The sequence below is a fragment of the Mesorhizobium sp. M1088 genome (assembly GCF_040318575.1).
Classification (GTDB): Bacteria; Pseudomonadota; Alphaproteobacteria; order Rhizobiales; family Rhizobiaceae; genus Mesorhizobium.
In genome coordinates this window covers 1-14,247 of record NZ_JAMYMO010000037.1, presented here as the reverse complement: position 1 = coordinate 14,247, position 14,247 = coordinate 1, and the positions used below count along the sequence as shown (strand labels likewise).

At 61.3% G+C, this 14,247-nt stretch carries 15 protein-coding genes and 2 pseudogenes; 7 read left to right on the top strand and 10 right to left on the bottom strand.

All coding sequences use genetic code 11. The features are described 5' to 3' along the window. Positions 1-100: 100 nt before the first annotated feature. The 8 genes from NKH49_RS27860 to NKH49_RS27825 all read right to left on the bottom strand — a co-directional run bounded on the left by NKH49_RS27860 (position 101) and on the right by NKH49_RS27825 (position 7,476). Positions 101-400, bottom strand: coding sequence for a ferredoxin family protein (locus NKH49_RS27860; protein ID WP_352639916.1), 300 nt, complete (start codon positions 398-400; stop codon positions 101-103). Between the two features lie 11 nt (positions 401-411). Then, complete coding sequence (locus NKH49_RS27855) at positions 412-1,719, bottom strand: FAD-binding protein (protein WP_352928847.1); 1,308 nt, start codon at positions 1,717-1,719, stop codon at positions 412-414. A 9-nt stretch (positions 1,720-1,728) separates the two neighbouring features. Next, on the bottom strand, positions 1,729-2,838 hold the full coding sequence (locus tag NKH49_RS27850) for an electron transfer flavoprotein subunit alpha/FixB family protein (protein ID WP_352924238.1): 1,110 nt from the start codon (positions 2,836-2,838) through the stop codon (positions 1,729-1,731). Positions 2,839-2,856: 18 nt separating this feature from the next. After that, positions 2,857-3,708, bottom strand: coding sequence for an electron transfer flavoprotein subunit beta/FixA family protein (locus NKH49_RS27845; protein WP_352924240.1), 852 nt, complete (start codon positions 3,706-3,708; stop codon positions 2,857-2,859). 187 nt (positions 3,709-3,895) lie between these two features. Then, positions 3,896-4,276, bottom strand: coding sequence for a nitrogenase stabilizing/protective protein NifW (nifW, locus tag NKH49_RS27840; protein ID WP_352577709.1), 381 nt, complete (start codon positions 4,274-4,276; stop codon positions 3,896-3,898). Further along, positions 4,273-5,481, bottom strand: a complete 1,209-nt coding sequence (gene nifV / locus NKH49_RS27835; RefSeq protein ID WP_352928827.1) for a homocitrate synthase — start codon at positions 5,479-5,481, stop codon at positions 4,273-4,275. Before nifV ends, nifW begins: the two co-directional genes overlap by 4 nt. Continuing rightward, complete coding sequence (nifS, locus tag NKH49_RS27830) at positions 5,478-6,695, bottom strand: cysteine desulfurase NifS (protein WP_352928825.1); 1,218 nt, start codon at positions 6,693-6,695, stop codon at positions 5,478-5,480. Before nifS ends, nifV begins: the two co-directional genes overlap by 4 nt. A gap of 460 nt (positions 6,696-7,155) precedes the next feature. Next, positions 7,156-7,476, bottom strand: a complete 321-nt coding sequence (locus NKH49_RS27825) for a HesB/IscA family protein (protein WP_352820997.1) — start codon at positions 7,474-7,476, stop codon at positions 7,156-7,158. A gap of 587 nt (positions 7,477-8,063) precedes the next feature. Between NKH49_RS27825 and hemP the strand changes: the two genes are divergently transcribed. The 7 genes and pseudogenes from hemP to NKH49_RS27785 form a co-directional block, all read left to right on the top strand. Next, positions 8,064-8,168, top strand: coding sequence for a hemin uptake protein HemP (hemP, locus tag NKH49_RS27820; RefSeq protein WP_023678236.1), 105 nt, complete (start codon positions 8,064-8,066; stop codon positions 8,166-8,168). 32 nt (positions 8,169-8,200) lie between these two features. Then, the gene (locus NKH49_RS27815; RefSeq protein WP_023678235.1) at positions 8,201-9,268 is read left to right on the top strand and encodes a hemin-degrading factor; all 1,068 of its coding nucleotides are present in this window, start codon (positions 8,201-8,203) and stop codon (positions 9,266-9,268) included. 130 nt (positions 9,269-9,398) lie between these two features. Next, the gene (locus tag NKH49_RS27805; RefSeq protein WP_352928823.1) at positions 9,399-10,094 is read left to right on the top strand and encodes a hypothetical protein; all 696 of its coding nucleotides are present in this window, start codon (positions 9,399-9,401) and stop codon (positions 10,092-10,094) included. Positions 10,095-10,116: 22 nt separating this feature from the next. Then, the gene (locus NKH49_RS27800; protein ID WP_023678232.1) at positions 10,117-11,334 is read left to right on the top strand and encodes a cytochrome P450; all 1,218 of its coding nucleotides are present in this window, start codon (positions 10,117-10,119) and stop codon (positions 11,332-11,334) included. Positions 11,335-11,374: 40 nt separating this feature from the next. Further along, the gene (locus NKH49_RS27795) at positions 11,375-11,587 is read left to right on the top strand and encodes a ferredoxin (RefSeq protein WP_023678231.1); all 213 of its coding nucleotides are present in this window, start codon (positions 11,375-11,377) and stop codon (positions 11,585-11,587) included. A 341-nt stretch (positions 11,588-11,928) separates the two neighbouring features. Then, positions 11,929-12,549, top strand: coding sequence for a nitrogen fixation protein NifQ (locus NKH49_RS27790; RefSeq protein WP_352821090.1), 621 nt, complete (start codon positions 11,929-11,931; stop codon positions 12,547-12,549). Positions 12,550-12,738: 189 nt separating this feature from the next. Continuing rightward, positions 12,739-12,846 (top strand): annotated as a pseudogene (locus NKH49_RS27785) (ABC transporter permease); the annotation flags it as partial. A gap of 146 nt (positions 12,847-12,992) precedes the next feature. Here NKH49_RS27785 and NKH49_RS27780 read toward each other — a convergent pair. Together NKH49_RS27780 and NKH49_RS27775 are read right to left on the bottom strand one after the other, a co-directional pair. Next, positions 12,993-13,292 carry a hypothetical protein gene (locus tag NKH49_RS27780; RefSeq protein ID WP_352639898.1) on the bottom strand — a complete coding sequence of 100 codons (300 nt, stop codon included), beginning with the start codon at positions 13,290-13,292 and terminating at the stop codon, positions 12,993-12,995. Between the two features lie 683 nt (positions 13,293-13,975). Continuing rightward, positions 13,976-14,247, bottom strand: a pseudogene (locus NKH49_RS27775) (IS3 family transposase); the annotation flags it as partial.

The window sequence follows — 14,247 nt, the reverse complement described above, 5'->3', positions numbered from 1 at the left end:
CTTCTCTTCGTAGCGCGGCAATTCAAGCAAAGATAGACTTGGCGTTGGTCGCGACCTCAGGTGTACCAAGATTGACCCTCTTGATACGGTGCGTGCGTCCTCATCCGAATTTGAAGAGGACTCCGAAACCGCCGCGTGGATAGTTCCACTCGATCTCGCCACTGGTCTCACACAAAATCCGGCAGGTGCCGCACTCCATGCAGCCGTCGGCAGTGATCTCCACTTGACCTTTGTCGTTCAACTCATAACATTTCGCCGGGCAGATGTGGGTCAGCGCGAGCAAGTTCGCGCTTGGCCTCTCGTGCGGTCGCACTTTGATATGCGGACGGCCGGAATCCACCAAGTAGCGGTTCTGGTAAAGCTTGTCCTCGACACGTGACTTCGTCACTGCGATCGTCATTTCGTCTCCCCTCAGCGCCACGCCAATGCGAGGCGGACCGCGTCGCTGACCAGCCCCCAGCGCGAGCGCGCCTTGATGAAGGCCGCCGTGGTCGCCTTTTCCTTCTCGATCTTCGGCGTGCCGTCGACACGCATGAAGTTCTGCGCGGCTTGCGACATCAACCGCGGATAAGTCGTGAAGTAATTGCAGGAATTGGTGTGGAGCAAGGCCGGCATGTCTTTGTATTTCCTTAGGTCCTTGACCACGAAGGACTTGTCCAGCATGGCTTTGTAAAGGGCGAGATTCCGTTTGGTCATAGGACCGTTGCGGCTCCTGACCTCGATGATTGCCTCAGCCGCGATGCGGCCGGAGGTCATGGCGAGGTTCGAACCCTCGCGGTGAATGGCGTTGTTCAGTTGCGCGGCATCGCCGACCACGACCCAACCGTCGCCAAAGAGCTGCGGAATAGCCTTGTAGCCGCCTTCGGGAATGAGATGCGCGGAATATTCTTTCACTTCCGAGCCGGCGATCAGCGGCCGGATCGAAGGATGGCTTTTTAGGGCGTCGAGGAGGACGTAAGGGCTCTCGACCATCGCGGCGAAATCGGAGACGAGGCAGCCAATGCCCAGTGAGATCGACTCCTTGTTGGTGTAGAGGAAGCCGAGCCCGGCCATGCTGCGGGAGGTCGTGCCCACCGCCTCGATCACGCAGCCTTCATCGCCTTTGAGGCCGAACCGCTGCTCAATGACCTCTTCGGGGAGGAAATGCATTTCCTTGACGGCGAGCGCCACGGTTTGCGGCTTCGGCATCTCGCGCAGGCCGGCCCGGGTGCCAAGCAGTCCGCAGACACCTTCTGCGAGGACGACCACGTCCGCGTAGATGGCTCCGCCGGCCCGGTCTGTGCGGACGCCGATCACCCTGTCCTTGGCGTCACGGATGAGTTCCGTCACGGTGGTCTCGCACAGAACCGTCGCGCCGGCCTCGCGCACCTTACGCGAAAACCATTTATCGAACTGGGCACGGATGATCGTGTAGCGGTTGGGCTTCGCCTCATTGAAGTCGTCCGACCGATAGTGAATCCCGGTATGGGATGTGTCGTCCATCACCCAAAGCCGCTGTTCAACCAAATGCCGCTCGAGAGGCGCATCGTCCCGGAAATCCGGGATGATCTTCTCCAGCATGTTCGCGTACATGATGGCACCCTGGACATTCTTGGAGCCCGGATATTCACCCCGCTCCAACTGCAGCACCTTCAGGCCGTGGCTGGCCATGGTGTAAGCAGCTGCGTTTCCGGACATGCCGGCCCCAATAACAATGGCGTCGAATTGTTCCTCAATCATGTCCATCCCTTAGCTCGCAAGCTTGTCGCGACTGTGGGGCGACAGCCGCCGGGTGAAGGCTTCCGTCAGTGCGGGCAGGAAGCGGATCGCGTCGGTGACGATCCCGAGGTGAGCGAAATCGAAAATCGGCGCGTTCGGGTCGGTGTTGATGGCCACGATGAGATCCGCCCCCTCCACGCCAACCCGATGCTGGACGGCGCCGGAAATCCCGGCCGCTATGTAAAGCTTCGGCCGGATGGTCTTGCCAGTTTGGCCGATCTGCCGATCAGCTGGCATCCAGCTCTTCTGGACCAACGGGCGCGAACAGCCATGCTCGGCGCCGATTGCCCGCGCGAGATTCTTCACAAGCTGCAGGTTCTCCGCCGCGCCTAGACCGAGGCCTCCCGCAACCACGACGTCGGCATAGGCAAGATTTGCCTTTGCCGACTGACTATCCGGCAGGAAGCCGAGGATTTTGGTAACGATCTCGTCCTCGGCTACCGAGAGCTTGTGCCGGATGACACGCCCGACCGGTTTGTCCGCCCGCTGCGGCATGGGCATTACCCTCGGTCGCACTGTCGCCATCTGGGGGCGGAAATTGAGCGTATAGATCGTGCACAACAAGGAACCGCCGAAAGTCGGACGGGTGGCGGCGAGCGATCCGTCGGTATCCACATCAAGTTCGGTGCAGTCGGCCGTGAGCCCTGTCTGCAAGGTCGTCGCCACGGAGCCGGCAAGATCCCTGCCGAGTGTGGTGGCGCCGAGAAGAAGGATCTCGGGTTTGTGGGCATCGACCAGATCCGTCATCGCCTTGGTGAATGGCTCGTTCCGATAGTCGGCGAGCAGCGGCGCCTCGACGATGTAGACAAGGTCGGCGCCATAAGCGAACGCTTCGGCAACGGCATTCCCGATGGCCTCTCCCGGCGGTCCAAGCACGACGCCCGCAAGCTGGACCTGAAGCTTGTCTGCTAACTTGCGGCCTTCGCCGAGCAGTTCGAATGATACGGGATGGACCTGGCCGCGTTCGAGCTCGATGAAAACCCAAACGTGCCGGTAGTCTTTGAAATGCGCGGGCAGCTCCTTCTTTATGCCGGCACGGCCGGCTGCAGGGCGAGGGGTTTCTCGGTTCGCGGTCGACATCGTCTGCTCCTTGCCCTCTCACGCGCCGCCGTTGAAGGCGAGCTCATGTTCCAATGCCGGCTGGCGGGTGAAGATTGCCGTGATGAGTTCGTCAGCGACATCGCGCAAGGCCATATCGGCGGTGTCGATTTTTGCCGCCTTTTCCGCCCGCGCAGGAGGCGCGAAAACGCGCTTGACGACCGTCGGTGAACCGCGCAGGCCGCATTTGGTGAGATCCTCAATGCCGGCATCGGCCGCACTCCATTTCAAGACCTGGCTGCGCGCGGCGCACAGGGCGTCCTGGATCGAGCCCCGGCGGATCTCGTTTGTGCCTTCCAGCATAGTGATGAGGCAAGGGAGCCTGCTCTTCAGCATCTGTGTGCCGCCTTCGGAGCGGCGCTCGACCTTGATCTCGCGTGCAGCAAGGTCAATAGAGGCGATCTTCGCGACATAGGTCAGTTGCAGGAGTCCGAGGCGCTTGGCGATGCCGGGCCCGACCTGGGCGGTGTCGCCATCGATCGTCTGCTTGCCGGTGAAGACGAGGTCTGGCGTGCCGAACGTCTCGCCAACTTTTGCGATTGCCTGGGAAAGGGCGAACGAGGTCGCCAGCGTGTCGGAGCCGGCAAAATAGCGGTCGGTCAAGAGCACCGCTCGGTCGGCGCCGTAACCGAGCGCCTTGCGCAGCGCGTCCTCTGCCATGGGCGGACCCATAGTGAGCACGGTGACTTCGCCACCATAGGCGTCGCGCAGTCTGAGAGCTTCTTCGAGGGCGAACAGGTCGTAAGGGTTGATGATAGTCGGAACACCCTGGCGCATGATCGTGTTCGTCACCGGATGGACCCTTATCTGTGCCGAGTCCGGCACCTGCTTGATGCAGATTACGATGTGCATTGGCGGTTTCTCTAGGCTCCTGTCCGGATGCGGGCTTGGCGGTTATCTCTTTGGTGCGCATCATTCGTGCCAACTGTTTGCGCTGCCCACTATTCCTAGAACTTCGCTTGGTTGCTTCTGAGGGCGCCGTGGTGATGACCGGATTTGTCGGCTTCTCGACATTGTCGCGTCACAACCCGTGTCGCGGTCATTCCTGTCCGAACCGCTTCAGTACGGAGTCGAACGGGACAAAGGTGCGGCCCGGCGTGGCAGGTCTGTTCGGATCGTGGTCTTTGAGCACCTTGAAGACCCGATGGGTGAGCGGCGAGGAAACCGCGAAGTCCTCGTAAGCGCGTTCGAGCGTCGCGCGCACCCGCGCGGCAATCACCTGGTCGGGCAGACCGGAGAAATCTTCTTCGGCAAGGTATTGGCCCACGCGCTTCATGATATGGAGCCGCGAGACATTCAGCACCTTCGGATCATAGGAGACGCCAAGGACTGCGAAGAACTCCTCCGCAGCCGACAGGCGCTTCAGTCGTGCGAGGATGTCGGTGACATCGATGGGGCGGCTGTCAGCGGAACAATTCATTGCATTCTCCCTGGTCGGAAAACCGTGGTGTCGGTGCGCTCGCGCACGGCTGACCTGGACCCGCACAGCTCCGCGAGGGATGCCTCGCTGCACATTCCATCGTAGAGCTCGACCAGTTGAGTTGCAGTGACGGTCGATTTGGTCTCGGTCGCCTCGCGCCGGACGCGGGCCACCATCGCGGCTGCCAGATCCGGGTCGAGATCGCGACCGCTTTCGCTCAGCACATGGGCAATCGCAGTGGCGCCGGAATGCTTGCCGATGACGATACGCCGGCAGCGGCCCACGAGAGCCGGATCGAGCCCCTGATAAGTACGCGAGTCCTTCAGCAGCCCTGCGACGTGAATGCCGGATTCGTGGGTGAAAACATCGGCGCCGACGACCGGCTTAATGGCCGCGGTCTGTCGGCGGGCGGCCCAAGCCACCTGGGCGGCGAGGTCGGGCAATGCGGTCAGCTCGATGCCGGTATCCGCGCCGTCGAGGACCGCCATCGCGGCGGCCACCTCTTCCAGCGCGGCATTGCCCGCACGCTCGCCGAGCCCTAGGACGGTGACGGAGGCATGGCGCGCGCCTGCGCGGATCGCGGCCAGCGTGTTGGCGGCAGCAAGTCCGAGATCGTTGTGCGCATGAAATTCAAGGTCGATTGGAGACTGCGCCACGAGCTGGGCGACAAGTTCGAAGGTCGAAAACGGGTCGAGAACGCCGACTGTGTCGGCTAGCCTGACGCGGCTTGCGCCGGCGCGTGCAGCCGTCTCGATGACGCGGGCGAGATGATCCCGATTGGCCCGCGAGGCATCCTCGCAGCCCACCGCGACGAAGAAGCCGGCGGCGGCTGCGCGCCTGACCATATGCTCGATGACATGGAGCGCTCCCGCCTTATCGAGGCCGAGCTTGGCGGCAAGTTGGATGTCCGACGCAGGCAGCGATAGATTGACGGCGTGGACGCCGCTCTCGATCGCTGCATCGAAATCCAACGACGTCATCCGGCACCAGGCCATGAGCCGAACCGGGAGACGTCGCTCGACCGCGGCGCGAATTGTTTCGATCTCGCCGGCGCCCATGACCGGCGTGCCGATCTCGATCTCTGTGACGCCGGCCGCCGCAAGAGACTCGGCGATCTCCAGCTTTTCCGTCGTGGTAAAGGCGACGCCGGGCGCCTGCTCGCCATCGCGCAAGGTCGTATCGTTGAGAAAGACATGACGGGTCATGAACGGTAGCCTGTTCTGCTGCCGCTCAGGCATAGGCTGGATTGAACGTCTTTGGAGCTTTGCTTACCCGGCCCAGAACTGGGAAAGCCACGCAGCTTCTCCACGATTGCCGGTATGACCTCGAGTACCCGGTCGACGTCCGCTTCGCCGTTGTCCCGCGCCAAGGAGAAGCGGACTGCCGCGTGTGGCGTTTTCATCGCGCTCAGGACATGGCTCGGTTCGAGCGAGCCGGAGGTGCAGGCGGAGCCGGAGGAACACGCGATGCCCACGCGGCTGAGGAGGAGTGGAATTCCGTCACTTTCGACATGTTCGAAGGAGATGTTTGCGGTGTTGGGCAACCGTTCCAGAGGATCACCGGTGACACAGGTGCTTGGGATGCGCTGGAGAATCCCGTCCTCCAGGCGATCGCGGAGCGACTTTACCCGTGTGGTCTCGTCATCCATGAATTTAAAGGCGAGTTCGGCCGCCGTGCCGAGCCCGACTATGCCGGGCGTATTCTCTGTGCCAGCACGCCGGTTGTTTTCTTGGTGGCCCCCCTTGATCAGCGAGTGGAAGTTGACGCCACGTTTTACGAAAAGCGCGCCGATCCCTTTCGGCCCGTGCAGCTTGTGGCCGGAGAGCGACAGCATGTCGATTGCGGTCGACTTCAGGTCCATCGGAAGTTTGCCGACCGCCTGCACAGCATCGGTATGGAAAAGGGCGCCCACTTCCTTGGCCAACTCGGCAAGCCTGGCCACGGGGAAGATCACACCAGTCTCGTTGTTCGCCCACATTATCGAGACGATTGCCACCTGTGGGGTGAGGGCGGCCATATAGGCGTCGAGGTCGAGCCGGCCTCGGCAATCCACCGGGATCCTGTGCACCTTGACGCGGCGGGTCTTCTCAAGATGCGCGCAGAGCGTCAGTACGGCGGGATGCTCGACCGCGGACGTCACGATCTCGGTTCGGTTGGGCGCCGCCTCGAGCGCCGAAAGAAGCGCTGCATTGTCGCTTTCTGTCCCACCCGAGGTGAAGGTGATCTCATCGTCGAACTCCGCGCCGATCAGAGCTTGCAACTGCCTCCGCGCCTTTCTCACCGCCGCACTGACTGAGGCGCCAAGAGCGTGCGCCGACGAAGGGTTGCCGAATTGATCCGTAAAGAACGGCAACATCGATTGCACGACCGCAGGATCGACCCGTGTGGTTGCGTTGTTGTCGAGGTAGACAGGCTTCATAGGCGCGATCCTCAGTTTACCGGAATGACGCGAGCGCGAGACCGCCTCATTGAGCCTCTGGCGCATGCCGTTGATGATGATGGGCCCGAACTGGCAGCCGGCGCAGACGCCCGACAGTTTGACGCAGACCGGATCTCCGTCGATATGGACAAGTTCGCAGTCGCCCTGTCGGCCCGCAGGTAAGGACGCCCGAACGCGACAACGTTATCGATAAGCCGAATTTGGCGCAGCGGCGCGATTTGGCCGCCAGCAGCTCGTGTGCCACCAAGAACCGAACTGTTTCGGGAGGCGACGTTCTTTGCATCCTACCGGAACCGATTGCCGGTCCCAAGATCGGCTTCGACCTTGCCTTGTTCTTGAGGACAGGGACATCTGTTGTGCCGGCCATATAAGCCTCCTCTGCCGCAAATGAGTCCGTCGGCGGCAATCGCTCCATGGACCCGCGAGGCGCTTCGGGCGATCAACTGAAGGACTTGCCGCAGCCGCACTTCTCGCGCGCGTTGGGGTTATCGAAGACAAAGCCGGAAGATTCGAGCCCGGTGAGGAAGTCGACGGTCATGCCGGCGACATGGGCTTGGGAGCCCGCGTCCACGAACAGCTTGATCCCATCTGTCTCGGTGATCGCGTCGCCCTCGCGCGACACGCTCTCCAGGCCCATTAAGTATTTGAAGCCGGCGCAGCCGCCGGCCTGGACCATGATGCGAAAGCCTTCCGCCGGTTCGCTGGCGCGGGAAAGAGCAGTCTTGATGGCGGCAACAGCGTTGTCGGTGAGCGTAATCATGGGTCCATTCTCCTCAGTCCGGGACCTGCTTGCGCATCACGTTGCATGCACCGTGCCAAAGCGAAAAAATGTTTCAACACAGCGCGGCATCTCTGACCCTGCCGTGGTTCTTGTGAGTCCATGCTGCGAAGGTGTCGGCCAACCGACACGTACTGTCGGGTTTGTCGGGTCCGCCACGCGGGATGTTGGGCCTGAGTTGTTGGCTGAACTCACATTAAACCAACGACCATTACAGAAGACTCCTTCTGAGCTTGCTTGGGCGCAATTGGCACGGTTTTTGAAGCTCCACTGGCGAGGCGGCAAGAGACTGCCGATCCACAATCGTGTCGTGGGTGCCCTCGCGATCGATGCGGCGAAGCAAGGGAGCAACATGTCAGGACTGGGTCAGACACGCTTTGTTTGGCGAAGCAGCGCCGCCCGTGGCATCCGAATGACCGATTGGCCGATTGCGACAACACCCACAATCGCTCACCACCGCCCGGTGGCCACCGACCGGCTCGATGAGATTCCATCGGCATGTGCCTGCTCGTGTCACTCGGGTCTCGCCGCTCCGATAGCACCCCCGGTTTTCGCGCGGGTGCGACGACGTGCGCACGCTGTCCAGCGACACTTTGTTCACGGGCCAGCAGCAGATCAGGGTCGAGCATTACGGCGCGCCCTATCGGCTGAAGATTCACCGGCAGGGCAGCTGATCCTCACACGTAGGTGGAAGCAGGGGTAAGACATGGACCAGCGCGAGAAACCGTCGCCGGACGAAATCCAGCGGGCGTGCGAAGACAATCCGAAAATCCGGGAGCATGATCTCGCCGCTCGATTGGGCATTTCGGAAGCCGAATTGGTCGCGGCGCATTGTGGTCACGGCGCGGTGCGCATCGAGCCGCGCGTCGATGACCTGCTGACCGGCCTCGAAGCGGTCGGCGAGGTGATGGCGCTCACCCGCAATGAAAGTGCCGTGCACGAAAAGATCGGCGTCTACGACAAAGTGGTCACCGGCAACCAGCATGCCATGGTGCTCGGCGACGAAATCGACCTGCGCATCTTCCCGAAAGCGTGGGCGTATGGCTTCGCCGTCGAGAAGCGCGAGGGAGCCGAGATCCGCCGCAGCCTGCAATTCTTTGATGCCACCGGCGAGGCGATGCACAAAGTACATCTCAGGCCCGCCTCGAACCTGCACGCCTATCAGAATCTGGCGGCAAAGCTCGCATCCTCCGACCAGGAGCCGATCATATCGGTCAAGGCGAGCGGGGCGGGCGATAACGCAGTGAGTCCGGACCAAGCCGCCACGGTCGACGACCTACGCGAGCACTGGAGCCGGCTGAGCGACGTGCATCAGTTCTACGATATGTTGAAGACACTGAAGCTCAGCCGCTGCCAGGCGATGCGTATGGCCGGCGAGGATTACGCCTGGCAGCTCGACAATGATGCCGTTGGCGCCCTGTTCCAACAGGCGGCCGAAGACGAGATGCCGATCATGTGCTTTGTCGGCAATCGTGGTTGCATCCAGATCCATTCCGGCCCGATCAAGTCGGTCAAGCAGATAGGGCCGCGGATCAATGTGCTCGACGAGACCTTCCATCTGCATCTTAGGACCCATCAAATCCGCGAGGTCTGGGCCGTGCGCAAGCCGACGAGGGACGGTCACGTCACGTCCATTGAAGCCTATGGCGCCGACGGCAAGATGATCATCCAGTTCTTCGGCGCGCGCAAGGAAGGCGAACGCGAGCGCAGCGACTGGCGGTTTCTGGCCGAGAGTCTGCCACGCGTTCCCGGTCCGACCGACAGGGATGTGTAGAGTGCCGACAGGCCCTCGGATTGAACCGGCCGCCATAGGACTCGGCACCACGTTCCGACAGCGGCTCGCGAGGAAATATAGGTCCATGTGCGATAGAGCTTGCCGTCGCAGCGCATACGGACGGTCAGGTGTGCACGCCGGAATTGACCTCATCGATAAAGTCAGGCTCGTCGCCGGCCGGATCGCTGCGCACGAGTGCATCGCTCGTCTGACCGGAAATCCTTGCAGCGGCTACAACAACGCATATGCCATCAGCGCCGAACCGAAGCGGAAGCGCGGCCGGGTCTTGTCGGACCGCACCCGAACCTTGCGCTGGATCGCGTCGTTGCTCAATCCGGGCCGTGCGAGCGATCTCCTCGCTCGTCGACCGGAAGGCTGTGCAGCAGCAGCCAAGCCGAACAGCCCGATGTCGCGGACTCGACAAAACCGACCACGGATGTCGGTTGTCGGACGTTGTCCTAAGAATGATGGACAGGTGATCATCAGCGGCGGGCCTAGTGCAGGCTGGCATTGCTTGGTGCAGCGCCATGGGTACGCCTATCCGGCACGCGACTTGCTTCGACAATTTGATCAGCAGGGCATCAGCAGTGCGTCACGGAGCTCAGAGGTGATTGACCAGCCTCTCAACCCTAACTGGGATAAGCGGCGGCTTCATGACCGCAGCGCGGCGGAGATGCCCCTTCTGATCGACTTCGCAACCGATCTCATCCGCGCTGGTGCAGGTGGGCTGTATCAGGCGACAGAATCTAGAAGGCGCCCGACAAGAGACGTGCCCATGCTGGAAATCGACTTTATGAACAGCGGTGCAAGCTCAATCGAGCCATGAACGCCAATGTAGAGAAAACAAAATGGCGACCAACCCCGTTCCAGATCATGTCCCGCCCGAAATGGTGAGGGACTTCAGCCTGTTTACATCGCCAGGGATGCCACCAACACCCAACGGGGATCCACACGCAGCTGTCGCTTGCGTACATGACGGGCCTCCGATCTTTTACTCCCGCTACAACACGCAAGATGGCCGGGGTACCTGGGTCATCACCCGTGCCGCGGACCAGCGGAAGGTGCTGCAGGACGCAGAGACTTTTTCCAGCCATCGCAGCATCTTCTCCTCCATACTGGGTGAAAACTGGCCGACGATCCCGCTTGAGCTCGATCCACCGGCCCATGGCGTCTTTCGCTCACTGCTCAATCCGCTGCTTTCGCCAAAGCGGGTGTTGGCTTTGGAACCGGCTGTCCGCGAACGGGCGGTCGAGCTGATCGAAAGGATCGCCGCGTCGGGCACAAGCTGCGACGCGATGAAGGATTTTGCCTTTCCTTTCGCGGTGAGCACCTTTCTTCGCTTTCTGGGGTTGCCCGATGACCGACTCGATACATTCGTCGGCTGGGGGAAAGATCTGCTCCACGGCGACGATAAGGAACGACCTGTGGCTGCCCGGACGATCGTGGCATTCATCGACGAACTTGCAGCCATGCGCCGCCAGGAGGCGGTTGACGATTTCATGACCTTTATCGTGCAGGCACAGGTTGAGGGCCGCCGGCTGACGGACACCCAAGTCCGCGGCATCGGCGTGCTTGTCTTCGTCGCTGGGCTCGACACGGTCGCAGCAGCTATAGGCTTTGACTTGGCGTACCTCGCGCGCAACCTCAAAGATCAGCAATTGCTGCGGAGCGAACCGGACCGCATCCCGCTCGCAACCGAAGAATTGCTGCGGGCCTATCCGCCCATTCAGTTGATCCGCGTGGCTACGAAAGATATCGACTTCGAAGGCGCGCCGATCCGGAGGGGGGACTATGTTTCCTGCGCCACGATGATTGCCAATCGTGACCCGGCGGAATTCGAATGCCCCAACACGATCGATTTGGAGCGGGAGGACAACCGCCACGCAGCGTTTGGCTATGGTCCCCACCGTTGCCTTGGCTCACACCTTGCCCGGCGGGAGATTGTCGTTGGCCTGGAGGAGTGGCTGGCGCGCATCCCGGCTTTCAGGATCAAGCCGGGTACGGCACCCATAACCTCTGGCGGCCATGTATTCGGGATCGAAAATTTGATCCTGGACTGGTCTTAGGCCCGCCCCGAGTCGGGGCACAGACAATGGAGGCAGCGCCATGCGCATCATCGTCCAAAAGGCCAAATGCCAGGGTCACGCGCGATGTGCGGCGCAAGCGCCGGACATCTTCAAGCTTGATGACGAGGGTTACATCCTGCCTGGTGACATTGAAGTTGCGGAAGGGGAGGAGCTGCCTGCATCGCGAGGCGCGCGATCCTGTCCTGAACGTGCGCTGGAACTCGACCGTACACCGGCTGCGCGGGTTGAATAGGACGTCATTCAAGTCGGGAGTCAGGCGGGCTTGAATGGGGTCGACCACGTGGCCGCACTGGAAAGAACAGCACGCGACCTCTGTCCCAGCACGGTCCACGTCCAACTCCGCGGGGGCATTTCCAGCGCCAGTGTTCCCCTGAGGCGCAAACGGCAGGGCGGGGGTTCGCGAAACACCTCTTCCAATCACAGAATTTGCGACAGAGCCGATCGACGAAAACTACCGAACTACTCGACCGCGAGGCGATCCGCGACTGCCTCTACCCGAAGAACTGCCCGACCCATGTTGCGGCCGGCCGGGTCACTGCATGACTTGATAGGACAAACCAGGAGAACGGCACCATATTTGCCCAACACTATGCCCGGCTCAGCACCGGCCGATGGCCGCAGATCGAGCTGGAGAGGAGGTTCGACCAGCATGTGCTTGCCTGTGTGCTTTCACGTGCGCTCGAGGAGATCGAGGCCGGCGAGGCGACGGCGACGGAGGCAACCGGCCTTGCGCGCGCCGAGCTGCGCGATGTCCTGGCCCGCTGTTTCCCTGCTTTTCCTATCAACGCGTTTGCCTTGGAAGAGGTGCGCGAGCCCGAGCCGGATCTGGAGGAAGAACTTCTGCGCGGACTGCTGCTGGCGCATGCCCGGCCGCGCGATCCGGCAAGCGCCCGCTTCGCCAAGATCATCGCCCGGCGTGCCATGCGCAATGACCATCTCTGGCAGGACCTTGGCCTTTTTAGTCGAAGCGACCTCGGCCGCCTGCTCGCCGCGCATTTTCCGACGCTGGCGGCCGGCAACACCCAAAATATGAAATGGAAGAAATACTTTTACCGCAAGCTCTGCGAGGCCGAAGGTTTTTCGCTGTGCAGCGCGCCCAGTTGCCGGGTATGCAATGATTTCGAAAGCTGCTTCGGCCCGGAGGAAGGCGAAAGCCGCTTCACACGGATCAAGAACGGCGTCGCCTCGGATTGAGAGCCGCTTTCGTCAGTCGTACAGCGCCAGCGCTCGCGCCGCCCCATCTGTCTCCTGTCGAATGTCGACGGACGCCTTCGGGGATTTGAATGCTGTGCCTGCTGTCCGATTGCTCGCGATGCTCGCTTCGGCGGGCGCCGTCATCATGGCGGTGCACGACCCGACCCGCACCATCCCCGCCGAGCAACTGTGTTCTCCGGACCGTTGCTCCTCATCTGCCTGGCCGGGCTCTATTCGGAGCGGGCCGGCGTCTTCGACACCGGGCTCGAGCGCAAGATGCTGGCCGGCACCTTTGCGGCGCCTCGGTGGCCGCGGTTACAGGCTCGGCCTGGACGCCGCCGTAAAAACCGCCGTGGATTTTTGCGCTAGTGCACGGGTTCGCGATGGAATGGGAACTCTCGACGCACTGAAGAAGGAGCTTGAGGCCGTCGAGTCCGAGATTATCAATCTCGGCGGTGGCAGCGACCACCCTTGTCGCCAATGGAGCAACGAAAGACCTCGATTCCTTTCGGATCGATTGCGCGGGCGTGGGCCGGCAAGTTTCCACTGGGATCCATCTTACGGAGCGCGCGGTCATCGACGATCGCGCGTCGCGCATACTCTTTGGCCTCGAACTCGTTATTGGGCGCAATATGCTTGCCTATCACTTGCGGACCCACTCCCACGATTTCTGTGGCAAAGGTCTCGATTACGTAGTGGAAACCGTCAGGGCGATCTCCAAAAAGCTCTTTGTGGTTGATCATCTGTGTTCCTCGAAATTTGATGGGCATAAAACAGATATATGGAATTCAGCACTGGCCGCCACAAGGGCGCAAACCCGATTGCGAATTGTCGGAAAGTCGCGAACATTTCTGCTATACTGTTTGTAAGAGCAAAAGTCCGCGCGGCTACCGTTAAGGACCATACTGGCACCACTACCAAGGGCGACACCCCGGACACCGGACGGGCGCTATCAGACAGCCAGGTCGAACGGAAAATCTAGCCGCACGCTCCCCGATGGAAATGATCGGACGCCCGGCTCGGTTAGCGCCGATGCTCTCACCAGCATGAAAGACCTGCCAAAAAGACGGTGCTCTGTCAGTCCCTAGATTGCGGAACGACAACACCGACCATGCAGCGATTGAAGGCAAGTCGCCCATGGTGCGGGAGCTTCGGCTCCCTAACCGCTTTGATCGCAAGATCAGGAATCGGAGTTATGGCGCGGGCAATGGAAGCCTCCGCGCCGGTCTATAAACCTAAGCTCTTCACCACTTTTGAACGCAGACGTTCGATCGATTCCCCTGTCCTAAGTGTCATCATTTCGTGCTGACTTTTAGGACAGGGGGAAAGTCTCGCTACGACCGAAACACCCGGCTCATCCTGGCGCTCGCCGCGATCGAACCTTGCCCTTCAGCGGCAAGCGCGAGCCTGACGTTGCCCCCATTTTCTATCCAGTTTTGAGTTCGTTTCCGGCGTGGGTTGTGCCCTGCTGGGCGGGTGAAGCGACGGGCGCTGGCGCGGAGCCTTTGGCATCGCGCAGCGCGAGCGACCGTCGCAGATTGAAGGTGGTGGCGAACTCGGCCGGTGTCTGCCAGGCGATTTGGGAATGCGGCCGCGCGGTGTTGTACAACACGACGAGAGAACGCCCACGGGACCGAGGAACGCAAGTTTCTTTATCCATGGCATCCCTGGGCCGGGCGTTGTGTTCACGTTCATGAG